The organism is Streptomyces humidus (assembly GCF_014649655.1).
Lineage (GTDB): Bacteria > Actinomycetota > Actinomycetes > Streptomycetales > Streptomycetaceae > Streptomyces > Streptomyces humidus.
Window position 1 is genome coordinate 159,664 of sequence record NZ_BMTL01000019.1, and the last position, 20,832, is coordinate 180,495.

At 70.6% G+C, this 20,832-nt stretch carries 19 protein-coding genes; 8 read left to right on the forward strand and 11 right to left on the reverse strand.

The window, feature by feature from the left end; genetic code table 11:
- Positions 1-103 precede the first annotated feature (103 nt).
- The 6 genes from IE239_RS22810 (at position 104) to IE239_RS22835 (ending at position 6,506) form a co-directional block, all read left to right on the forward strand.
- Complete coding sequence (locus IE239_RS22810) at positions 104-502, forward strand: DUF742 domain-containing protein (protein ID WP_009190816.1); 399 nt, start codon at positions 104-106, stop codon at positions 500-502.
- Positions 483-1,058 (forward strand): GTP-binding protein, encoded by a 576-nt coding sequence (locus IE239_RS22815; protein ID WP_030793795.1) that lies wholly within the window; start codon positions 483-485, stop codon positions 1,056-1,058. The genes IE239_RS22810 and IE239_RS22815 overlap by 20 nt, the downstream gene beginning before the upstream one ends.
- A gap of 376 nt (positions 1,059-1,434) precedes the next feature.
- A complete protein-coding gene (locus IE239_RS22820) occupies positions 1,435-4,845 on the forward strand; it encodes a sensor histidine kinase (protein WP_190151224.1) in 3,411 nt (1,136 codons plus the stop codon).
- Between the two features lie 10 nt (positions 4,846-4,855).
- Complete coding sequence (locus IE239_RS22825; protein WP_190151225.1) at positions 4,856-5,269, forward strand: roadblock/LC7 domain-containing protein; 414 nt, start codon at positions 4,856-4,858, stop codon at positions 5,267-5,269.
- Positions 5,270-5,365: 96 nt separating this feature from the next.
- Positions 5,366-5,944 (forward strand): DUF742 domain-containing protein, encoded by a 579-nt coding sequence (locus tag IE239_RS22830; RefSeq protein ID WP_190151226.1) that lies wholly within the window; start codon positions 5,366-5,368, stop codon positions 5,942-5,944.
- On the forward strand, positions 5,925-6,506 hold the full coding sequence (locus IE239_RS22835; RefSeq protein WP_026248371.1) for a GTP-binding protein: 582 nt from the start codon (positions 5,925-5,927) through the stop codon (positions 6,504-6,506). Before IE239_RS22830 ends, IE239_RS22835 begins: the two co-directional genes overlap by 20 nt.
- A gap of 168 nt (positions 6,507-6,674) precedes the next feature.
- Here IE239_RS22835 and IE239_RS22840 read toward each other — a convergent pair whose 3' ends face one another.
- Together IE239_RS22840 and IE239_RS22845 are read right to left on the reverse strand one after the other, a co-directional pair.
- On the reverse strand, positions 6,675-6,866 hold the full coding sequence (locus IE239_RS22840) for an acyl-CoA carboxylase subunit epsilon (RefSeq protein ID WP_190151227.1): 192 nt from the start codon (positions 6,864-6,866) through the stop codon (positions 6,675-6,677).
- Between the two features lie 67 nt (positions 6,867-6,933).
- Positions 6,934-8,538, reverse strand: coding sequence for an acyl-CoA carboxylase subunit beta (locus IE239_RS22845; protein WP_190151228.1), 1,605 nt, complete (start codon positions 8,536-8,538; stop codon positions 6,934-6,936).
- Positions 8,539-8,942: 404 nt separating this feature from the next.
- On the opposite strand from IE239_RS22845, the gene IE239_RS22850 reads away from it, so the two are divergent.
- Positions 8,943-9,545 carry a YceI family protein gene (locus IE239_RS22850; RefSeq protein WP_190151229.1) on the forward strand — a complete coding sequence of 201 codons (603 nt, stop codon included), beginning with the start codon at positions 8,943-8,945 and terminating at the stop codon, positions 9,543-9,545.
- 93 nt (positions 9,546-9,638) lie between these two features.
- Positions 9,639-10,277, forward strand: a complete 639-nt coding sequence (locus IE239_RS22855) for a hypothetical protein (RefSeq protein ID WP_190151230.1) — start codon at positions 9,639-9,641, stop codon at positions 10,275-10,277.
- A gap of 31 nt (positions 10,278-10,308) precedes the next feature.
- On the opposite strand, the gene IE239_RS22860 is transcribed toward IE239_RS22855, so the two are convergent.
- From IE239_RS22860 to IE239_RS42995, 9 genes are all read right to left on the reverse strand, one after another.
- Positions 10,309-11,688, reverse strand: a complete 1,380-nt coding sequence (locus IE239_RS22860; RefSeq protein ID WP_190151231.1) for a hypothetical protein — start codon at positions 11,686-11,688, stop codon at positions 10,309-10,311.
- 54 nt (positions 11,689-11,742) lie between these two features.
- Positions 11,743-13,347 carry a citramalate synthase gene (cimA, locus tag IE239_RS22865; protein ID WP_190151232.1) on the reverse strand — a complete coding sequence of 535 codons (1,605 nt, stop codon included), beginning with the start codon at positions 13,345-13,347 and terminating at the stop codon, positions 11,743-11,745.
- A 306-nt stretch (positions 13,348-13,653) separates the two neighbouring features.
- Positions 13,654-14,274 (reverse strand): TetR/AcrR family transcriptional regulator, encoded by a 621-nt coding sequence (locus IE239_RS22870; protein WP_190151233.1) that lies wholly within the window; start codon positions 14,272-14,274, stop codon positions 13,654-13,656.
- A 39-nt stretch (positions 14,275-14,313) separates the two neighbouring features.
- Entirely contained in the window at positions 14,314-15,348 is a 1,035-nt protein-coding gene (locus IE239_RS22875; RefSeq protein ID WP_190151234.1) for an agmatine deiminase family protein, read from the reverse strand.
- Positions 15,349-15,357: 9 nt separating this feature from the next.
- Positions 15,358-17,028, reverse strand: a complete 1,671-nt coding sequence (locus tag IE239_RS22880; protein ID WP_190151235.1) for an urease subunit alpha — start codon at positions 17,026-17,028, stop codon at positions 15,358-15,360.
- Positions 17,025-17,717 carry an urease subunit gamma gene (ureA, locus tag IE239_RS22885; RefSeq protein WP_190151236.1) on the reverse strand — a complete coding sequence of 231 codons (693 nt, stop codon included), beginning with the start codon at positions 17,715-17,717 and terminating at the stop codon, positions 17,025-17,027. The genes IE239_RS22880 and ureA overlap by 4 nt, the downstream gene beginning before the upstream one ends.
- A gap of 235 nt (positions 17,718-17,952) precedes the next feature.
- Positions 17,953-19,041, reverse strand: coding sequence for a branched-chain amino acid aminotransferase (locus IE239_RS22890; RefSeq protein WP_190151237.1), 1,089 nt, complete (start codon positions 19,039-19,041; stop codon positions 17,953-17,955).
- 281 nt (positions 19,042-19,322) lie between these two features.
- Complete coding sequence (locus IE239_RS22895) at positions 19,323-20,366, reverse strand: 3-isopropylmalate dehydrogenase (RefSeq protein WP_190151238.1); 1,044 nt, start codon at positions 20,364-20,366, stop codon at positions 19,323-19,325.
- A 171-nt stretch (positions 20,367-20,537) separates the two neighbouring features.
- Positions 20,538-20,669, reverse strand: a complete 132-nt coding sequence (locus tag IE239_RS42995; protein WP_015493350.1) for a hypothetical protein — start codon at positions 20,667-20,669, stop codon at positions 20,538-20,540.
- Positions 20,670-20,832 lie beyond the last annotated feature (163 nt).

Consider the following 20,832-nt stretch of genomic DNA (forward strand, 5'->3'; position numbering starts at 1 on the left):
GTACCACCCACCTCACGAAATCACCGTCCGGCCGACACAATCCCCCCACCGGCCCAGACGGACGGCACGACAATCCGAGAATGCTGTCCCGCCCGGAGGATCCATGACCCCGCCCACCGCCCATCATGACCCGTACGCGGAGCCGTACGGGGATGAGGGCGACCAGCCGCTGGTGCGTCCGTACGCGATGACCGGTGGCCGGACCCGGCCGCGCTATCAGCTCGCCATCGAGGCGCTGATCAGCACCACGGCCGACCCGGCAGCGCTCATGGGGCTGCTTCCCGAGCACCAGCGCATCTGCCACCTGTGCCGTGAGGTGAAGTCGGTCGCCGAGGTCTCGGCGCTGCTGGCCATGCCGCTGGGTGTGGCTCGGATCCTCGTCGCGGACCTCGCCGAGGCCGGCCTGGTGGCCATCCACCAGCCGGGCGGCGACGAGAACAACGGCGGCGCACCTGACGTGACGCTGCTCGAAAGGGTGCTCAGTGGACTTCGCAAGCTCTGACGGAGGGCGGGCCACCACCTCCGCGAAGATCGTGGTGGCGGGCGGCTTCGGCGTGGGCAAGACCACGTTCGTGGGCGCCGTCTCCGAGATCAACCCGCTGCGCACGGAGGCCGTGATGACGTCCGCGAGCGCGGGCATCGACGACCTCACCCACACCGGGGACAAGACCACCACCACGGTGGCCATGGACTTCGGCCGTATCACGCTCGACCAGGACCTGATCCTCTACCTGTTCGGCACGCCGGGCCAGGACCGCTTCTGGTTCATGTGGGACGACCTGGTGCGCGGCGCGATCGGCGCCGTGGTGCTGGTGGACACGCGGCGGCTGGCCGACTGCTTCCCCGCGGTCGACTACTTCGAGAACAGCGGTCTGCCGTTCGTCGTCGCCCTCAACGGATTCGACGGCCAGCAGCCGTACCAGCCCGAAGAGGTGCGCGAGGCGCTGCAGATCGGCCCGGACACCCCGATCATCACGACGGACGCCCGGCACCGCTCGGACGCCAAGAGCGCGCTGATCACACTGGTCGAGCACGCGCTCATGGCACGACTGCGGTAGCTTTCAAAAACCCCGTGCCCTACGGCAGTTGTCGTAGACGCTTCGGAGCCGGCTGTGGCCTTTGACACGGCCGGCTCCGGTGTTCATAACGTTTCGGCAGAGGAATCGACCGATGCCGCCACGCGTCGCGGTCGCTCGGTCTCGCTGTGCGCACGAAAGCCCCGTCATTTGGCGGGGCTCGTTCTTTTTGACCGTTTTATCTGGGGTTTACATCACGCCGAACCCTCTCTTTCCCATGTTTGGAAGAGGACTGGTCGTCGTGCTGGAATGCCTGAACTGCCCAATAGTCAATGACGTACTCATGGTCGATGGCTGACCGGGCTCTGAGACACTGCGGCACGACGAAGGTGCCGACCGCCGAGAGGTTGTTGGTCGAGTGAGGCGAAGCAAGAAAAGTCCCGAGCCGGCGGCGCGGGGCAACTTCACCCCGCCGCCGCGCGGAGCGGCGACCGCCCCTGTGCCCGGCTCGGAGCCGACGGCCGCGCCCGCGAAGAGCGGCGGCCGTCTCTCGCCGCGCAACTGGCGGGTGCCGACCCGGCTGAACGCGATCCTGCTCATACCCGTGGTGGTCGGCCTGGTCATGGGCGGCTTCCAGGTGAAGAGCTCGATCGACACCTGGCAGGAGGCCGAGGACGCGGAGAAGGTGGCCAGGATCGTGGCCGCCTCCGGCGAGTACGCCGAGGCGCTGCTCAACGAACGCGACGTCACCGCCCAGCCGCTGCTGCAGAACAAGAAGAACGATCCGATCGTCCAGCAGGCCCGCAGCGCCACCGACACCGCCGCCGCCGCCTTCCATGACCAGGTCGTCGGGATGCCGGACAAGGAGGGCCTCAATCGGCGCCTCAAGCTCGTGGAGCAGGCAGAGCCGGCACTGAAGCAGATCCGCGCCGCCGCCTACACCAAGGCGCTGGACCCGGTGAAGACCGAAGAGGGTTACGTCGCCGTCGAGCACCTCCTGATGGAGTTCTCCAACGAGCTCGGTCTGGGCACCGGCAACATCACCGCCTACGGACGCACCGTCTACGCGATCGCCCTCGCCAAGGGCGCCGAGTCCCTGCAACGCGCCATCGGCATGCACCTGCTGGTCCGGCCGAGCCCCGACGAGAAGGTCTACGCGCAACAAGTCACCGCCTTCACCTCCTACGCCTATCTCGAGGGCATCGCCCAGCAGGAGTACGTCTCCGGCGGCACCGTCCAGGACTCGGCACGGCTGACGCAGGTCATGCAGGAGAAGAACGCGGCGGGTCAGAAGCAGATCGCCGACGCGAAGGCCAAGGCGGAGGCCGCGAACCAGGACTTCGTCGCTCCGCCCGCGATGGACAAGATGGTCCAGGCGATCAGCAGCGGGCGGACCCCCTCCCAGCTCGCCACGCAGGGCATCACCGCCACGACGTGGATGTCCGCCGCGACCACGAAGTTCGAGGCCTACAGCCAGGTCGAGACGGAACTCATCGACCGCGCGGTGGCCGACGCCTCGGACATCGCCGCCGACGCCAAGACCTCCGCGATCATCACCGGTGCCGCCGTCGTCGTCGCCCTGCTCCTTGCGTTCATCCTCGCCGGCGCCGTGGCCCGTCAGATGAGCCGCTCGATGCGCCAGCTGCGCAACGCCGCCTTCGGCATCGCCGAGCAGCGGCTGCCGATGCTGGTCGACCAGTTGTCGCGCACGGACCCCGGGCGCGTGGACACCCGTGTCCAGGCCATCCCGATCACCACCACGGACGAGATCGGCGAGGTCGCCCGCGCCTTCGACCAGGTCCACCGCGAGGCCGTCCGGCTCGCCGCCGAGCAGGCGCTGCTGCGGGGCAACATCAACGCGATCTTCACCAACCTCTCGCGCCGCAACCAGTCGCTGATCGAGGGCCAGCTGACCCTGATCACCGACCTGGAGAACAACGAGGCCGACCCGGACCAGCTGGAGAACCTGTTCCGTCTGGACCACCTCGCGACCCGTATGCGCCGCAACGGCGAGAACCTCCTGGTCCTCGCCGGCGAGGAGCCGGGCCGCCGCTGGGACCAGCCGGTCCCGCTGGTCGACGTCCTGCGTGCCGCCTCCTCCGAGGTGGAGCAGTACGAGCGCATCGAGCTGTCGGGCGTCCCGGAGGCCGAGATCCACGGCCGCGCCGTGACCGACCTCGTGCACCTGCTGGCCGAGCTGCTGGAGAACGCCACGACGTTCTCCTCCCCGCAGACCAAGGTTCGCGTCACCGCCACCCGTCTCCCCGACGGTCGCGTCATGATCGAGATCCACGACAAGGGCATCGGTCTCACCGCCGAGGACTTCGCGGACATCAACCACAAGCTGGCCAACCCCCCGACCGTGGACGCCGCGATCTCGCAGCGCATGGGTCTGTTCGTGGTCGGCCGGCTGTCCGACCGGCACGGCATCCGCGTCCAGCTGCGCCCCTCGGGCGAGCAGGCCGGCACCACCTCGCTGGTCATGCTGCCGGACGCCATCACCCACGGTGGCGGCGGCGAGCAGCAGCAGTCGCGCGACGACTTCACGGTCTCGCAGATCATTCCCGAGCAGCAGAACTACGGCGGCGAGGACTTCAGCACCGGGCTGCCGATGCGCACGGCCGCCGAACTCGGCTTCGACGACAGCCGCTACGAGGTCCCCGACGACATCCGCGAGCTGGACCCGGTGGGCCGCTCCCTGATGCGTGAGGAACGGCGCGCGTCGGCGCTGGAGGGCCCTTCGGACCAGTCGGACCAGCACGGCCTGCAGCCCGGACAGCCCGACCAGTCCGGACAGCCCGGGCAGCAGCAGCCGGCCGGGACCCCTTCCTACGGCGAGGACTTCGACGCCGCCCGCACCCCGGAGTACGACGCCGGGCAGAACGGCTACGACCCCGCGCAGAACGGCGCCCAGAGCGGTTACGACGCCGGCGCCACCGGCTATGCCGACCTGCCCGGGACGTTCGACCAGCAGACGGCGTACGAGGAGCAGCAGCGCCCGGCGTACGACGACCAGTACTACGCCCAGAACGGCGGCCTGCCGCAGGGGGACGCGTTCCCGTCGAACGGCGGCCTGCCGCAGGGCGACGGTTTCTCCGCGAACGGGGGCCTGCCGCAGGGCGACGCGTTCCCGCCGAACGCCGGTTACCCGGACCCCGCGTACACCGAGCCCGTCCAGGAGGAGCGGCCGGCGGCCTCCGCCGGCGCCTCCGAGGGCTTCCGCCCCTACGAGGAGCAGCAGTCCTACCAGGACGACTGGCCTCAGCAGAACGGTCACACGAACGGCTACCAGAACGGCTATCCGGACCAGTACGCTCCGGAAGCGGAATCAGCGCAGGCCGCTGACGCGGATGAGCAGAACCGCGTAGGCTTCGACCGTCCGGGACCGGCTCCCTCCGCCCCCCACGCGCTGACCGAAGCCGGTCTGCCTCGCCGCGGATCCACCGCAAGCGGTGCGAACGGCACTCGGCCCGCGAGGCAGGAAGCGCCGGCCTCCTCCGAGAACGGCGGCGGCAGCGACGTCTGGCGATCGGCGAACGACGAGCGCTGGCACCAGGCCTCCGCTCTGAAGAAGCCCAAGGCGGGCGGGGTCACCTCCTCCGGCCTGCCGCGGCGGGTGCCCAAGGCCAACCTGATCGAGGGCGCCGCCGAGAACACCCCCCAGGGCGGCCCACAGGTCTCCCGCGCCCCCGAGGACGTCCGCGGCAGGTTGAGCAACCTGCGTCGGGGCGTCGAGCGCGGGCGCAACGCAGGCAGCAGTGAAACGAACGGCCAGGCCACCAGGAACCAGCACGGTGGTCCTGACAGCACCTACAACCAGGAGCGTTAGTGTGAGCCCGATGAGCCAGGCGGCACAGAACCTGAACTGGTTGATCACCAACTTCGTGGACAACACCCCGGGGGTGTCCCACACGGTGGTGGTCTCCGCCGACGGACTCCTTCTGGCGATGTCCGAAGGCTTTCCCCGCGACCGTGCCGACCAGCTCGCGGCCGTCGCCTCCGGCCTGACGTCCTTGACGGCAGGCGCTTCCCGGATCTTCGAGGGAGGCAGCGTGAACCAGACGGTTGTGGAGATGGAGCGGGGATTCCTCTTCCTCATGTCCATCTCGGACGGTTCCTCGCTCGCGGTTCTCGCTCATCCCGAGGCGGACATCGGCCTCATTGGGTACGAGATGGCCCTTCTGGTGGACCGGGCGGGCTCGGTCCTGACGCCCGACCTTCGTGCGGAGCTCCAAGGGAGCCTTCTCAACTAACAGCGGGACGGTGCGTTTTGGCGTCCCGAGGCCGTAGGGTTTCGGGACGCGGCTTCCACGTGATGAGCGCCAGGCACAGTCGGAGGAGGAGAGAGAGTGGCAACACCACCAGGCGGTTCCAATTCGGGCAACTGGTCGTACGGGCCCGCCCAGGGCCAGGGCGACGGTTCCCAGAACCCGAACCGTTACAGCTTCCCCTCCGCGCCCGGCCAGCAGCGGCCCTACTCCCCCCAGGGCCCCGGACCGTCCCCCTACGATCAGCCGCAGGCGCCGCGCATCCAGCCCGTGCAGCCGCATCGCCGCAGCCCCGAGGCGGCTCCCGCCGGGGCGGCGAACAACCCGCTGGTGCGTCCGTACGCCATGACCGGTGGCCGGACCCGCCCGCGTTACCAGCTCGCCATCGAGGCGCTGGTGCACACCACCGCGCAGCCGCACCAGATGCAGGGCCAGCTGCCCGAGCATCAGCGGATCTGCAACCTCTGCCGGGAGATCAAGTCGGTCGCCGAGATCTCGGCGCTGCTGACCATCCCTCTCGGCGTGGCCAGGATCCTCGTCGCCGACTTGGCGGAGGCGGGCCTGGTCGCCATCCATCAGCCCGGCGGCGACGAGACCGCCGGCGGCCAGCCAGACGTGACACTGCTCGAAAGGGTGCTCAGTGGACTTCGCAAGCTCTAGCGGGGGTCCCTCCCGCTCCACCACTTCCGCGAAGATCGTGGTGGCGGGCGGCTTCGGCGTGGGCAAGACCACGTTCGTCGGGGCTGTTTCGGAGATCAATCCGCTGCGCACCGAGGCCGTCATGACGTCCGCGTCGGCGGGCATCGACGACCTCACCCACACCGGGGACAAGACGACCACCACGGTCGCGATGGACTTCGGCCGCATCACCCTGGATCAGGACCTGATCCTCTACCTCTTCGGCACGCCGGGCCAGGACCGTTTCTGGTTCATGTGGGACGACCTGGTGCGCGGCGCCATCGGCGCGATCGTGCTCGTCGACACCCGCCGTCTCGCCGACTGCTTCCCCGCGGTCGACTACTTCGAGAACAGCGGCCTCCCCTTCGTCATCGCGTTGAACGGCTTCGACGGCAACCAGCCGTACAACCCCGACGAGGTGCGGGAGGCGCTGCAGATCGGCCCGGACACCCCGATCATCACGACGGACGCCCGCCATCGCGCCGACGCCAAGTCCGCGCTGATCACCCTGGTGGAGCACGCATTGATGGCACGCCTGCGGTAGCGCCGCCCTCCCCCGCGACACCGAAGGCCCCCTCGGCGACGAGGGGGCCTTTCGTGTGGCGGCGCTCGCCCCGCTTCCGCCCGCGCCGAGGAGGCCTCCGCCCACGCCCGCCCACGCCGAAGGGGCCCACCCGGACGGGTGGGCCCCTTCAGGGACACGCAGGAGGGTTCAGCGCCAGCTGTGCGGGGCGCGGAAACCGCCCTCGCGTTCCAGGCGGCGCCAGCCTGCCCTGGGACGGGAGCGGTGCGCGGTGGGCTCGGAGGGGCGGGCGGCCGCGCAAGCCAGGAGGACCGCCGTGATGGCGGCGACTTCCTCGGGCTCGGCATGGCCCTTCTCGACTCGGATGTCGGGAGCGTTCATGGGTGTCAGTCTCCGTGGATGAGGTTTCCGCAGGGAATCCGCCGGGTTACCCGTGGGGTCCGTCGGGTTACTGCGGGGGGTTGCCGTGCTTGCGCGAGGGCAGGTCCGCGTGCTTGGACTGCAGCATCGCCAGGGACCTGACGAGGACCTCGCGGGTCTCGGCGGGGTCGATGACGTCGTCGACCAGGCCGCGCTCGGCCGCGTAGTACGGGTGCATCAGCTCGGACTTGTACTCCTTGACCATGCGGGCCCGCATGGCCTCGGGGTCCTGCGCCTCGGCGATCTGACGGCGGAAGATGACGTTGGCTGCGCCCTCGGCGCCCATCACGGCGATCTCGTTCGTCGGCCAGGCGTAGGTGAGGTCGGCTCCGATGGACTGGCTGTCCATGACGATGTAGGCACCTCCGTACGCCTTGCGCAGGATCAGCGAGATCCGGGGCACGGTCGCGTTGCAGTAGGCGTACAGCAGCTTCGCGCCGTGGCGGATGATTCCACCGTGCTCCTGGTCGACGCCGGGCAGGAAGCCGGGGACGTCCAGAAGAGTGATGATCGGGATGTTGAAGGCGTCGCACATCTGCACGAAGCGGGCGGCCTTCTCGCTGGCCTCGATGTCCAGCACGCCGGCGAGGGACTGCGGCTGGTTGGCCACGATGCCGACGACCTGGCCGCCGAGCCGGGCCAGGGCGCAGATGATGTTGCGCGCCCAGCGCTCGTGGACCTCCAGGTACTCGCCGTCGTCGACGATCTCCTCGATGACCTTGGTCATGTCGTACGGGCGGTTGCCGTCGGCCGGGACCAGGTCGAGCAGGACGTCGCCGCGCCGCTCGGCCGGGTCGGCGGAGTCGACGCGCGGCGGGTTCTCACGGTTGTTCTGCGGCAGCAGCGACAGGAGGTAGCGCACCTCCGCGATGCAGGTCTCCTCGTCGTCGTAGGCGAAGTGGCAGACGCCGGAGGTCTCGGCGTGCACGTCCGCGCCGCCGAGGCCGTTCTGGGTGATCTCCTCGCCGGTGACGGCCTTGACCACGTCCGGCCCGGTGATGAACATCTGCGAGGTCTCGCGGACCATGAAGACGAAGTCGGTGAGGGCGGGGCTGTAGGCCGCGCCGCCCGCACAGGGGCCCAGCATCACGCTGATCTGCGGGATGACGCCGGACGCCCGGGTGTTGCGCTGGAAGATGCCGCCGTAACCGGCGAGCGCCGAGACGCCCTCCTGGATGCGGGCGCCGGCGCCGTCGTTGAGGGAGACCAGCGGGGCGCCGGCCGCGATGGCCATGTCCATGATCTTGTGGATCTTGGTGGCGTGGGCCTCGCCCAGCGCGCCGCCGAAGATGCGGAAGTCATGGGCGTAGACGAAGACCGTCCGGCCCTCGACCGTGCCCCAGCCGGTGATGACGCCGTCGGTGAAGGGCTTCTTGGCCTCCAGGCCGAACCCGGTCGCCCGGTGCCGGCGCAGTTGCTCGACCTCCTGGAAGGATCCCGGGTCCACCAGCAGCTCGATCCGCTCCCGGGCGGTCAGCTTGCCCTTGGCGTGCTGCGCCTGGGTCGCCTTCTCGCTCGGGCCGGCCAGCGCCTGGGCGCGGATCTCGTGCAGCTCGGCCACGCGGCCGCGCGCGTCCGTGGGCTCCGAGGGCGCCGCGGTCGGCTCGCCGGTCGTCTCTTCCAAAACGGTCATGTAGTGACCTTACGAAGCGCGCCAAGGAAAGAGTGACGTCGACTCCGTACAGTCCTCGGAGCGTTTTCCTGGTACCCCTGAACAGAACCGGGCCGGAATGCGGCCGTTCCGACTGCTCAAAGGACTGGCGGGTTGTAGATGTCACACAAACCCGACTACTGAGACCCGGCTCACATTTCGCGCCACGCCTGCCCTCCCCGGGGTGAACCGGCAGCGCCGGACGGCGGCCTGCGGAAGCCTCGACGACGCGTCCGGGGCCATGATTCCCTCGCGGCGGACGGCCGGAAATCCCTCCCCCGATTAAGTTGAAAGTTGAACGGAATGGGGCTACTGTCGTCCATGTCGATCCATTGAAGATTAAACATCTTCGACTCCCCTCCCCCAAGTTCCCCAAGGAGCACGTCATGGGCATCTTCGGCCGCAAGAACACCGACGAGACCGCCTCCGCCGCCGGCGTGAACCCGGAGCTCGCCGCCCTGACCGGCGAGTACACGATCGATCCGGCCCACTCGACGATCGGCTTCACCGCCCGCCACGCGATGGTCACCAACGTCAAGGGCCGGTTCACCGACTTCACCGGCTCCCTGGTGCTGGACGGCACCGAGCCGTCCCGGTCGACCGCCTCCATCGACGTCACGATGGAGAGCATCGACACCGGGTCCGCCGACCGCGACGGCCACCTGAAGAGCGCCGACTTCTTCAAGACCGACGAGTTCCCGACGATGACCTTCCGCTCCACCTCCGCCGAGGCCCTGGGGGGCGACGACTACCGCATCTCCGGCGAGCTGAGCATCCTCGGCGTGACCAAGCCCCTCAGCATCGACCTGGAGTTCAACGGCTCCGCCAAGGACCCGTTCGGCAACGAGCGGGTGGGCTTCGAGGGCAAGGCCGAGATCCTGCGCTCGGACTGGGGCCTGACCTGGAACGCGGCGCTGGAGACGGGCGGCGTCCTGGTCTCCGACAAGATCCGGCTGAACTTCGACATCTCGGCGATCAAGAACGCGTAAGCGCGTGGCCGAATACGGCGAATACCGGCAGAAAGGGGCCGGAAGCGAAGAACTTCCGGCCCCTTGGTGTGTCCTGTGTCACAGTCGCGAAGCATGAGCACCAAGACCGGACCCCAGTACTACCCCGGAGCCAACCGCGACCACTGGTACCAGGACGACTTCGGCGGCGACCGCATGGAGGTCAACGTCGTCGTCCTGCACACCACGGAGGGCCGCTCGCTGCCCGACTACCAGGGCGGCTCGGTCGCGCCCAACCTGACGGCCGTGCCGGACTTCGCGGCCAAGCGGCTGAAGTGGTACCAGCACTTCCAGATCGACGTCTCCTCGCGCGCGCTGGTCAACCGGCGCGGGGGCGTCGAGACGAACACGCTCAACGTCTGCCAGGTGGAGCTCGTCGGCACCTGCGACCCCGAGCTGCACACCAAGTGGAAGACCCACGACCAGGCCCACGTCTACTGGCCCAAAGCCCCGGAGTGGGCGCTGCGCGCCGTCGCCCAGTACCTGGCCTGGATGCACATCCACCACGACGTGCCGCTGCGCGGACCGACGCTGTGGCCCGCGTACCCGAAGTCCTGGGGGAACGGGGGCGGGCAGCGGATGAGCGGCGAGCGGTGGAACGGGTTCAAGGGCGTGTGCGGCCATATGCACGTGCCCGAGAACACCCACGGAGACCCGGGGGCGATCGACTTCGAGGCCCTGCTCGGCTTCGCCAAGGCCGCCGCCCAGGACTGACGGCTCGCCCCGGCGCGCCGGGGCCGCCCGGTCAGAACCCCCCGCCGAAGTCGCCGCCGCCTCCGCCTCCGCCGAAGTCCCCGCCTCCCGCGTCGCCGAAGCCGCCGCCGAAGTCCCCGGGGTCGAAGTCGGCGCCGGAGACGTCGCCGCCTTCGTACCCGCCGAAGTCGCCGTAGCCGCTGCCGTAGTCCGCCGCGTAGGAGGGGGTGGCCATCATCGAGCCGAGCATCGTGCCGACGAGGAGGCCGGGCAGGATGCCCCCGCCGAAGTAGCCGCCCGCCCAGGGGCCGTAGGCGGGGCCGGCCTCCCAGTACGGACGGCGGCCGTAGTCGCTGTCGACCTCACGGATCACGGGGTCGCGGCCGTCGGCCAGCCGGGTCGCGTCCGCCGCGCAGACCGGGACCTCACGGGTGGCCCCGCCGGGCGGCGTCCAGGTGGCGTCGGCGACCGAGGGGCCGTGGCGGGGGTCGAAGAAGCAGGGCGGACGGCGCTCGGGCAGCGGCCTTCCCTCCCGGCGGGCGGCCAGGGAGGCGAGCGAGAAGCGGCCGTCCTCCAGCGCCTCGGTGACGGCGCGGACGTCCTCCGGCCGGGCCGCCGCTGCCATGGCCGTCTTCGCCTGCTCGTAGGCGTCCAGGGCGCGCTCGTAGTCGGCGCGCATGATGTCGTCGGCGCCCGCCTCGGCGGGATGGAAGTCGAGCCGGTCGAGTTCCTCGCCGAAGGCCGTGATGTCCTCGTCCACGACGACCCGCAGCCGGTCCAGCGCGGCCCGCCGCTCCTCGGCCCGGCGCCTGCGGCTCCGCCGCACCACGGTGTAGGCCCCCGCCCCGCCGGCCACCAGCACGACGCCCACGGCGATCAGCGCGGAGGTCGAGATCATCGCGCCGGGGTGGGCGGAGTCCCAGCTCGCGGGAGCGGAGCCGCCCATGCGGGTCAGGGCCCGGTCGGTGAAGTCGGTCAGCTGGGTCCTGGCGTTCCGCTCGTCGCCGACGCTGCCGACCAGGTTGCGCACGGCCGTCCTCGGCAGGACGGAGGAGTCCGCGCGGGCGTCGAACCGGTCGCCCAGGCGGATCGCGTACAGGCCGGTGACCCCGGTGGCGGTACGCAGGTCGCTGAAGAGACCGGCTGTGGGGTAGCCGGCCGGCAGGACGGCGATGAACAGGGGTTTGTCGGCTTTCTCGATCTGCCGCTCGAGGGCGCGCGCGTCCGCCCGGGACAGCTGGTCCGACGCCGCGGGATCGACGTAGACCGGGCTGTGACGGAGGGAGTCGGCGATCGCCGTGACGCCGGTGGCCGCGGACGCGCGCGGGGCGCCCGCCCCCCACACGGTCCACACCGTGAGGGCGACGAGCACCAGCGCGAGCAGCGGTGCGGTGAGGCCTCGGGCCCGAGGGGTCGAGAGCACGGCCTTCATACCTCGAAACTACCCGAAACCCTCACATGGCGGACATTCGACGGTTTTCTGGCATCACTCCGCCGGGTCCACCCCCGCCCGCAGCAGTCCGTAGGTGTACGCGTCCTCCAGGGCCTGCCACGAGGCGGCGATGACGTTCTCCGCCACACCCACCGTGGACCACTCCCCCGCCCCGTCGGTCGTGGAGATCAGGACGCGGGTGGTGGACTGGGTGCCGTGGACGCCCTCCAGGATGCGGACCTTGTAGTCGACCAGGTCGAGCTTGGCCAGCTGGGGGTAGATCTTCTCCAGGGCCACCCGCAGGGCCCGGTCCAGGGCGTTGACCGGGCCGTTGCCCTCCGCCGTCGCGACGATGCGCTCGGCCTTGGCCCAGAGCTTCACGGTGGCCTCGTTGGCGTGGGTGCCGTCGGGGCGGTCCTCGACGATGGCGCGCCAGGACTCGACGTCGAAGTACTTCAGCGGCCTGCCCTCGACCTCGGCGCGCAGCAGGAGTTCGAAGGAGGCGTCGGCCGCCTCGTAGGTGTAGCCCCTGAGCTCGCGCTCCTTGACCCGCTCCACGACCCTGCCGACCAGTTCGCGGTCGCCGCCCAGGTCGACGCCGAGCTCCTTGCCCTTCAGCTCGATCGAGGCGCGGCCGGCCATGTCGGAGACCAGCATCCGCATGGTGTTGCCGACCTGCTCGGGGTCGATGTGCTGGTAGAGGTCGGGGTCGACCTTGATGGCCGAGGCGTGCAGCCCGGCCTTGTGGGCGAAGGCCGAGACGCCCACGTAGGGCTGGTGCGTGGACGGCGTGAGGTTGACGACCTCGGCGATGGCGTGCGAGATGCGGGTCATCTCGCGGAGCCGGCCCTCGGGCAGCACCTTCTTGCCGTACTTCAGCTCCAGGGCCGCGACCACCGGGAACAGGTTGGCGTTGCCGACGCGTTCGCCGTAGCCGTTGGCCGTGCACTGGACGTGGGTGGCGCCCGCGTCCACCGCGGCGAGGGTGTTGGCCACCGCGCAGCCGGTGTCGTCCTGGGCGTGGATGCCGAGCCGGGCGCCCGTGTCGGCGAGCACCGTCGAGACGACGGCCTGGACCTGCGCCGGGAGCATTCCGCCGTTGGTGTCGCACAGGACGACCACGTCGGCGCCTGCCTCGGCGGCGGCCCGGACGACCGCCTTCGCGTACTCGGGGTTGGCGCGGTATCCGTCGAAGAAGTGCTCACAGTCGACGAAGACCCGGCGGCCCTGGCCCTTCAGGAAGGAGACCGTGTCGCTCACCATGGCCAGGTTCTCGTCCAGGGTGGTGCGCAGGGCCAGCTCGACGTGCCGGTCGTGGGACTTCGCCACCAGGGTGACCACCCCGGCGCCCGACTCCAGCAGCGCCCTGACCTGCGGGTCCTCCGCGGCCTTCGCCCCTGCCCGGCGGGTGGCGCCGAAGGCGACCAACTGGGCGTGGCGGAAGTCGATCTCCTCCTGCGCGCGGGCGAAGAACTCGGTGTCCCGCGGGTTGGCGCCGGGCCAGCCGCCCTCGATGAAGCCGACTCCGAAGTCGTCCAGGTGCCGGGCGATCGCCAGCTTGTCGGCGACGGTGAGGTTGATGCCCTCACGCTGCGCGCCGTCGCGCAGGGTGGTGTCGAAGACGTGGAAGGAATCGTCGAGTTCGCTGGGTGCGGTCATGGTCGGAAGGCTCCTGTGTCGGATCTCGGTCGTTACCGGAATGACCGGCTCCGCCGCCCCCCATGGTCCCTCGCGCTCTCGCTCCCGGCTGCGGGTGGGCCAGAAAAGCGAAAAACCCCTCGCGGGTGCGAGAGGTCTGCGCGCGGGTCGAGGACGACGATGGCCGCTCGTACCTGGTCGTACGGAGCGGTCACTGCGGACCGGCGCGCCTGCTGCCAATAATCGTGGCGAACGAGAGCACGGCGGCAGTCTGGCACAGACCGTCCGTTTGCTCACAGGGTGTCTCAGGATGCGAGCAACGCGTTCTCACTCCTGCGTGAGGAGGCTCTCGGCGAGGAACTCGCCGACATGCGCGAGGACCTCTTCGCGGTCCGAGCCGGGCAAGCCGACGGCGACATGGATGGAGAATCCGTCGAGCAGGGCTCGCAGCCGGGTCGCGAACCGGTCGGGGTCCGTCCGCCGGAACTCGCCCCGTGACATCCCTTCCGCCAGCAGGGCGACCAGGTCGCGGTGCCAGGCGTCCTCGATGGCCGCCTGACGGTCGCGGGCGTCCGCGGCGTCGCCGAGGGCGGCGTTCTGCGCGCGGTTCCAGACCTCCAGCCAGAGCGTCCAGTGCGGGTCGCGGTGGCCGTCGGGCACGTACAGGTCGATGTAGACGTCGAGGCGCTCGCGCACGGGAGCGGCACGGGCCAGCAGCCGGGCACGCTCGGCGCCCAGCCGGCCCTCGCTCCACTCCAGGGTGCGCAGCAGGAGCTCGTCCTTGGAGTGGAAGTAGTAGAGGAGATGACCGCTGCTCATGTCGACCTCGCGGCCGAGCGCCGCCATGGTGAGCTTCTCCAGACCGCGCTCGGCGATCATCCTCATGGCGGCGGCCAGGACGTCCTCGCGGGGCGGGGCGTTCCTGCGCGCCCGTGCCGCTCCGGCCATGTCCCGGCTCCTTCTGTCCTCGGTCGTCGGCTCCGGGTCTCAGACCCTCGGCTGCTGCTGAGTGATGCAGTGGATGCCACCGCCACCGGAGAAGATCGTACGGGCGTCGACGAGGGTGACCGTCCGCTCCGGGAACAGCCGGCGGAAGACTTCCGCCGCGAGTTCGTCGCGCGGGTCGTCGAAGGCGCACAGCACCACGCCGCCGTTGCAGAGGTAGTGGTTGATGTAGGAGTAGTCGGCCCAGTGCCCGTCGGCCTCCAGGACGGTGGGGGCGGCGACCTCGACGACCTCCAGCCGGCGGCCTTGCGCGTCCGTCTGCGCCTTCAGCAGCCCGATGGTCTCCTTCGTCACCTCGTGGTCGGGGTGCGCCGGGTCCGGCTGGTGGTGGGCGACTACGACTCCGGGCCGGGCGAAGGCGGCGACGATGTCCACGTGGCCGAGGGTGCCGAAGCCTTGCGGGGGATAGTCGCCGGTGAGGCCGCGGGGCAGCCAGACGGCCTTGCGGGTGCCGAGCATGGCGTGGATCTCGGCCTCGACCTCCTCCCGTGTCCATCCGGGATTGCGCTCGGGGCCGAGCTGGACCGTCTCCGTCAGCAGAACCGTGCCCTCGCCGTCGACGTGGATGCCACCGCCCTCGTTGACCAGCCGCGAGGCGTACGTCCTGGCCCCCGCGAGGTCGGCGACCTGGGCGGCGATCTTCGCGTCGTGCTCCCAGCGGGCCCAGGACTGTGCGCCCCAGCCGTTGAACGTCCAGTCGACGGCGGCCAGTTCACGGCCGTCGGTGAGGAACGTCGGGCCGATGTCGCGCATCCACGCGTCGTCCAGCTCGCGCTCGACCGTCTGCACGCCGGGGCCGAGCAGGGCTCGGGCGTCCGCCGACTGTCCGGGGCCGCACACCACGGTCACCGGCTCGAAGCGGTCTATCGCGCGGGCGACCGAGGCCCAGGCGATGCGCGAGGCGGCGAGGTCCTCCGGGTCGTCGAAGGTGGGATTGGGGCCCGGCCACGCCATCCAGGTGCGTTCGTGCGGGGCCCACTCGGCGGGCATGCGGAAGCCGTCGTCGGCAGCAGACATGAGTGATCCTCAGAGGAAGTACAGGCGGTTGAGTGAGACGGACTCGGCCGGTTCGGAGCGCAGCGGCTCGCCGTCGAGGGTGACCAGGCCGGTGCGCTGGTCGACGTCGACCGCTCCGGTGCGGGAGTTCAGGCGCAGGTCGGCGGGGCCGATGCCGCGGGTGCCGCGGACGGCGACCCTGCGGCGGCGGGTGGGCATCGAGTCGCCGCCCTGGTCGAGGGCCGCCCGGGCGACGAAGGCGACCGAGATGTCGGCGGGCGTGGCGCCGTACGCCCCGAACTGCGGTCCGAGGACGAGGGGTTCGCAGGTGTCGGTGGCCGCGTTCGGGTCGCCGGTCACTCCGTACGCGGGGAAGCCCGACTTGAGCACCAGCTGGGGCTTGGCGCCGAAGTACTCGGGGCGCCACAGCACGATGTCGGCGAGCTTGCCGACCTCGATCGATCCGACCTCGTGCGAGAGTCCGTGCGCGATGGCCGGGTTGACGGTCAGCTTGGCGATGTAGCGCAGGACGCGCTCGTTGTCGTCCTCGTGCGGGGCGCCGAACTCGCTCTTCATCTTGCCGGCCATGGCGAAGGTGCGGCGGACGGTCTCGCCCGCGCGGCCCATGCCCTGCGCGTCGGAGGAGGTGATGCCGATCGCGCCCAGGTCGTGCAGCACGTCCTCGGCGCCCATCGTCCCGGCGCGGATGCGGTCGCGGGCCATGGCGGCGTCGCCGGGCAGGTCGGTCTTCAGCGCGTGGACGGAGACGATCATGCCGTAGTGCTCGGCGACGGCGTCCCGGCCGAAGGGGAGCGTGGGGTTGGTGGAGGAGCCGATGACGTTCGGCACGCCGGCCATCTTCAGCACGTTGGGCACATGGCCGCCGCCGCAGCCCTCGATGTGGAAGGCGTGGATCGTGCGGCCTTCCAGGACGCTCAGGGTGTCCTCGACCGACAGGCACTCGTTCAGCCCGTCGCTGTGCAGGGCGACCTGGACGTCGTACTCCTCGGCGACCCGCAACGCCGTGTCCAGAGCACGGGTGTGGGCGCCCGTGTCCTCGTGCACCTTGAAGCCCAGGGCGCCTCCCTCGGCGAGCGCCTCGACCAGGGGGGCCTCGTGCGAGGACGAACCGCGGCCCAGGAAGCCGATGTTGACCGGCCAGGCGTCGAAGGCGTTGAACGCGTGCCGCAGCGCCCAGGGCGAGTTGACCCCGACGCCCCACACCGGCCCGAACTCCTGCCCGATGATCGTGGTCACGCCGGAGGCCAGCGAGGCCTCCATGATGCGCGGCGACAGCAGATGCACATGGGTGTCGACGGCGCCGGCGGTGGCGATGAGGCCCTCGCCGGACACGATCGTGGTGCCCGTGCCGACGACGACCTCCACCCCTTCCAGGGTGTCGGGGTTCCCGGCGCGTCCGATCGCGTGGATCCGGCCCTCCCGGATCCCGATGGACGTCTTGCGGATCCCCTGCACGGCGTCGATGACCACGACGTTGCTGATGACGACGTCGCAGGTGTCGCGGACGGCGGCGGCCTTGAGGTGCAGTCCGTCGCGGGCGGTCTTGCCGAAGCCGACGAGGAACTCGTCGCCGGGCAGCTGGGAGTCGGACTCCACCCGGACGACGAGGCCCGAGTCGCCGAGCCGGAGGCGGTCGCCTGCGCGGGGGCCGTGGGTGGCGGCGTACTCGTAGGGGTTCACGCTTCTGCTCCCAGGTATCCGCAGGCGGCGGCCCGGCGCAGGGCCTCTTCACGGGCTCCCGGGGCGTCCAGCGGCCCGTCGACCAGGCCGGCGAAGCCGATCGCCACCCGCTCGCCCCCGATGGGCAGCAGCCCGACCTCGGCGCTCTCCCCCGGCCCGAAGCGCACGGAGGACCCGGCGGGGACGGCGAGCCGCATCCCGTAGGCGGCGTCCCGCGCGAAGTCCAGCCTCGGGTTGGCCTCGAAGAAGTGGAAGTGGGACGTGACGGAGACGGGCACGGCGGCGGTGTTGACGACGGTCAGCCGCACGACCGCCTGGGGCTCGTCGTACCCCGGCCCCGGCAGCAGCGCGCCCGGCCCCTGGCCCTCGGCGCCGTGGGCCTCGTGCGCGCCGATCGGGTCGGAGACGACGGCGAGCCGTGAGCCGTCGTCGAAGACGGCCTCGACGTGCACCTCGGTGACGACGTCCGCGACGCCCGGCAGGACGTCGTCGGGGCCGAGGACCGAGCGGGCACGCTCGATCGCCTCGGCGAGCCGGACGCCGTCGCGGGCCGCCTCGCAGACCGTGTCCGCGATGAGCGCCGTCGCCTCCGGCACGTTGAGCCGCAGTCCGCGGGCCCTTCTCGCCCGGGCCAGCTCGGCGGCCCCGAAGAGCAGCAGCCGGTCCCGCTCGGTGGGGGTGAGTCGCACATGGCCTCCCTGTCCATCTTTGAGCAGCACTCTAAACGCTCTGCTCGATGATCAGAAGGTTCGGAGCAGACTTTTCGAGCAGCGCTCAAAAAGCGGGACACGAGGGTGCCCCACGGAACACCGCGGGGCCGAAGCGTCGCAGGGCCAGAACGTCGCAGGGCCACCCCGGCGGGGGTGGCCCTGCGACGACGTCGGCCGAGAAGGCCGGAGACCGGGTCAGGTCCTGGCCCGAGTCCTAGCCCAGCCGGTGCATCCAGCCGTGCTTGTCCTCGGCCGTGCCGCGCTGGATGTCCAGCAGGGCCTGCCGGAGCCTGAGGGTGACCTCGCCGGGCTCGCCGCCCGACTGCTGCCACTCGCCTCCGGTGCGCTTGACCGTGCCGACCGGGGTGATCACGGCGGCGGTGCCGCAGGCGAAGACCTCGTGCAGCGCGCCGCTCTCGGAGTCGCGCTGCCACTGGTCGACGGAGACGCGGCCCTCCTCGGCCTCGTAGCCCAGGTCGCGGGCGACGGCGAGGAGGCTGTCGCGGGTGACGCCCTCCAGGATGGAGCCGGTCAGCGAGGGCGTGACGATCTTGTTCCCGTAGACGAAGTACAGGTTCATGCCGCCGAGCTCCTCGACCCACTTGCGCTCGACCGCGTCGAGGTAGCAGACCTGGGCGCAGCCCTGCTCGGCGGCCTCCGCCTGGGCGAGCAGGGAGGCGGCGTAGTTGCCGCCCGTCTTCGCGTCGCCCATGCCGCCGGGGACGGCGCGGACGTGGTCCTCGGAGACCCAGATGGAGACGGGCTTGACGCCGCCCGGGAAGTAGGCGCCGGCCGGCGAGGCGATCACGATGAAGAGGTACTCGTTGGCCGGCTTCACGCCCAGGCCGACCTCGGTCGCGATCATGAAGGGGCGCAGGTAGAGGGACTCCTCACCGCCGTGCGCGGGCACCCAGTCCTTGTCCTGCCCGACGAGCGCGTCACAGGCCTCGATGAACGTCTCGACCGGCAGCTCGGGCATGGCCAGGCGGCGGGCGGAGCGCTGGAACCGCTTGGCGTTCTGGTCCGGGCGGAAGGTGGCGACGGAGCCGTCGGGACGGCGGTAGGCCTTCAGCCCCTCGAAGATCTCCTGCGCGTAGTGCAGGACGTTGGTGGCCGGGTCGAGGGGGATCGGCGCGTACGGGACGAGCTGACCGTCGTGCCAGCCGCGGCCCTCGGTCCACCTGATCGTCACCATGTGGTCGGTGAAGTGGCGGCCGAAGCCGGGGTTCGCCAGGATCGCCTCGCGCTCGGCGGCGGAGAGCGGGCTGGCGGAGGGCTTGAGCTCGATCGTGGGCGTCGTCATGAGTGGTTGTCCTTCACCGGTTGTGTGTGACGGGCCGCGCTCACGTCCGTACGGCCAGTGGCCGGCGTCAGGACGTTCGAGCATTGCCTGATACCGCGGCTCCGCGTTCGATTATCGCAAGCGGGGTCCACGGAAGAAAACGGCGTGAATGCGACCCGGGGTCGATGGTGACACCCGGCAGGACATACGAGAAGCCGCCGGGCGCTTGATGCGGCCCCGGCGGCTTCGTTGGGTCTCCGTCCGGCTCCTGGGGAGCCGGGGAGTCGCGTCGTGCGCCGGGGTCAGCCGGCTACTCGTGCGGAGAGCGCGTCGCCGATCTCCGAGGTGCTGCGCGCGGGCAGCGTGCCGCGCTCCGCCAGGTCGGCGGAGACGGCGTCCTCGATGCGGACCGCCTCGGCGTCGTGACCGAGGTGGCGCAGCAGCAGGGCGACGGACAGGACCGTGGCGGTCGGGTCGGCCTTGCCCTGGCCTGCGATGTCCGGGGCCGAGCCGTGCACGGGCTCGAACATGGAGGGGAACTCGCCGGAGGGGTTGATGTTCCCGCTCGCGGCGACGCCGATGCCGCCGGAGACGGCCGCGGCGAGGTCGGTGATGATGTCTCCGAAGAGGTTGTCGGTGACGATCACGTCGAACCGCGCGGGGTCGGTGACCAGGTAGATCGTCGCGGCGTCCACGTGGATGTAGTCCGTGGTGACGTCGGGGAACTCCTGGGCCACCGCGTTGAAGACGTTCGTCCACAGGTGACCGGCGAAGGCCAGCACGTTGTTCTTGTGGACCAGCGTGAGCTTCTTGCGGGGGCGGGCCTGGGCGCGGGCGAAGGCGTCGCGGACCACGCGCTCGACACCGAAGGCCGTGTTCACGGAGACCTCGGTGGCGACCTCGTGCGGGGTGCCCTTGCGGATCGTGCCGCCGTTGCCGGTGTACGGGCCCTCGGTGCCCTCGCGGACCACGATGAAGTCGATCTCGGGCTGGCCTGCCAGCGGGGTGGCCACGCCGGGGAGCAGCTTCGAGGGGCGCAGGTTGACGTGGTGGTCGAAGAGGAAGCGCAGCTTGAGCAGGAAGCCCCGCTCCAGGACGCCCGAGGGCACGCTCGGGTCGCCGATCGCACCGAGCAGGATCGCGTCGTGCTGCTTGAGCGCCTCCGCGTCGGCGTCGGTGAGAGTCTCACCGGTGGCGTGGTAGCGCCGGGCGCCGAAGTCGTACTCCTTGGTCTCCAGCTTCACGTCCTGCGGGAGGACGGCGGAGAGGACCTTGAGACCCTCGGCCACGACCTCCTGGCCGATGCCGTCACCGGGGATCACTGCGAGATTGAGGCTGCGAGACATGCGGGAACCCTACTCCTCGTCCCATGGGATGACATGGACCGTCCGTCATGCGGACAGCCGCGTCGTGGGCGGACGCGGGGTCCGAGGGGCGGCGCGGACCCCCGAGTCCCGTTCGGGCGCCCGCGTCGCACCCTGGCCGGGTGCGGCTCCCGGACTGCGGGGAGAGTGGCCTCAGTGGCCGGTCTCGCCGCCGTTGTCGCGTCGGTCGAGAGCGCGCTGCAGAGCGGCGGCGGCGTTCTTGCGGTCGGACTCGCTCGTACGGGAGACATGACGGACTCGGCGGCGGACGGTCGTCTCGGCCATGGGGAATCGACTCCTTCGAATTCCAGGGAGTGCCAAAGGGGTGACGAGACTCCCCCTCTGCCTAATGGGCGGGGGGCGCCCCCAAGGGGCGGGAGCGGACCGCAGGGGTTGCCTGCCGGAGGTCCGGATCACGACCGCCATGCGCTTGATCGAGCGAGACGTT

What these genes read in the sequence shown, in the direction of transcription:
- cimA (WP_190151232.1), bottom strand. Translation starts at nt 13,347, where the DNA reads ATGACCGCACCCAGCGAACTCGACGATTCCTTCCACGTCTTCGACACC.
- IE239_RS22855 (WP_190151230.1), top strand. Translation starts at nt 9,639, where the DNA reads ATGAGCACCAAGACCGGACCCCAGTACTACCCCGGAGCCAACCGCGAC.
- IE239_RS22850 (WP_190151229.1), top strand. Translation starts at nt 8,943, where the DNA reads ATGGGCATCTTCGGCCGCAAGAACACCGACGAGACCGCCTCCGCCGCC.
- IE239_RS22895 (WP_190151238.1), bottom strand. Translation starts at nt 20,366, where the DNA reads ATGTCTCGCAGCCTCAATCTCGCAGTGATCCCCGGTGACGGCATCGGC.
- IE239_RS22870 (WP_190151233.1), bottom strand. Translation starts at nt 14,274, where the DNA reads ATGGCCGGAGCGGCACGGGCGCGCAGGAACGCCCCGCCCCGCGAGGAC.
- IE239_RS42995 (WP_015493350.1), bottom strand. Translation starts at nt 20,669, where the DNA reads ATGGCCGAGACGACCGTCCGCCGCCGAGTCCGTCATGTCTCCCGTACG.
- IE239_RS22860 (WP_190151231.1), bottom strand. Translation starts at nt 11,688, where the DNA reads ATGAAGGCCGTGCTCTCGACCCCTCGGGCCCGAGGCCTCACCGCACCG.
- IE239_RS22810 (WP_009190816.1), top strand. Translation starts at nt 104, where the DNA reads ATGACCCCGCCCACCGCCCATCATGACCCGTACGCGGAGCCGTACGGG.
- IE239_RS22840 (WP_190151227.1), bottom strand. Translation starts at nt 6,866, where the DNA reads ATGAACGCTCCCGACATCCGAGTCGAGAAGGGCCATGCCGAGCCCGAG.
- IE239_RS22825 (WP_190151225.1), top strand. Translation starts at nt 4,856, where the DNA reads ATGAGCCAGGCGGCACAGAACCTGAACTGGTTGATCACCAACTTCGTG.
- IE239_RS22890 (WP_190151237.1), bottom strand. Translation starts at nt 19,041, where the DNA reads ATGACGACGCCCACGATCGAGCTCAAGCCCTCCGCCAGCCCGCTCTCC.
- IE239_RS22875 (WP_190151234.1), bottom strand. Translation starts at nt 15,348, where the DNA reads ATGTCTGCTGCCGACGACGGCTTCCGCATGCCCGCCGAGTGGGCCCCG.
- IE239_RS22845 (WP_190151228.1), bottom strand. Translation starts at nt 8,538, where the DNA reads ATGACCGTTTTGGAAGAGACGACCGGCGAGCCGACCGCGGCGCCCTCG.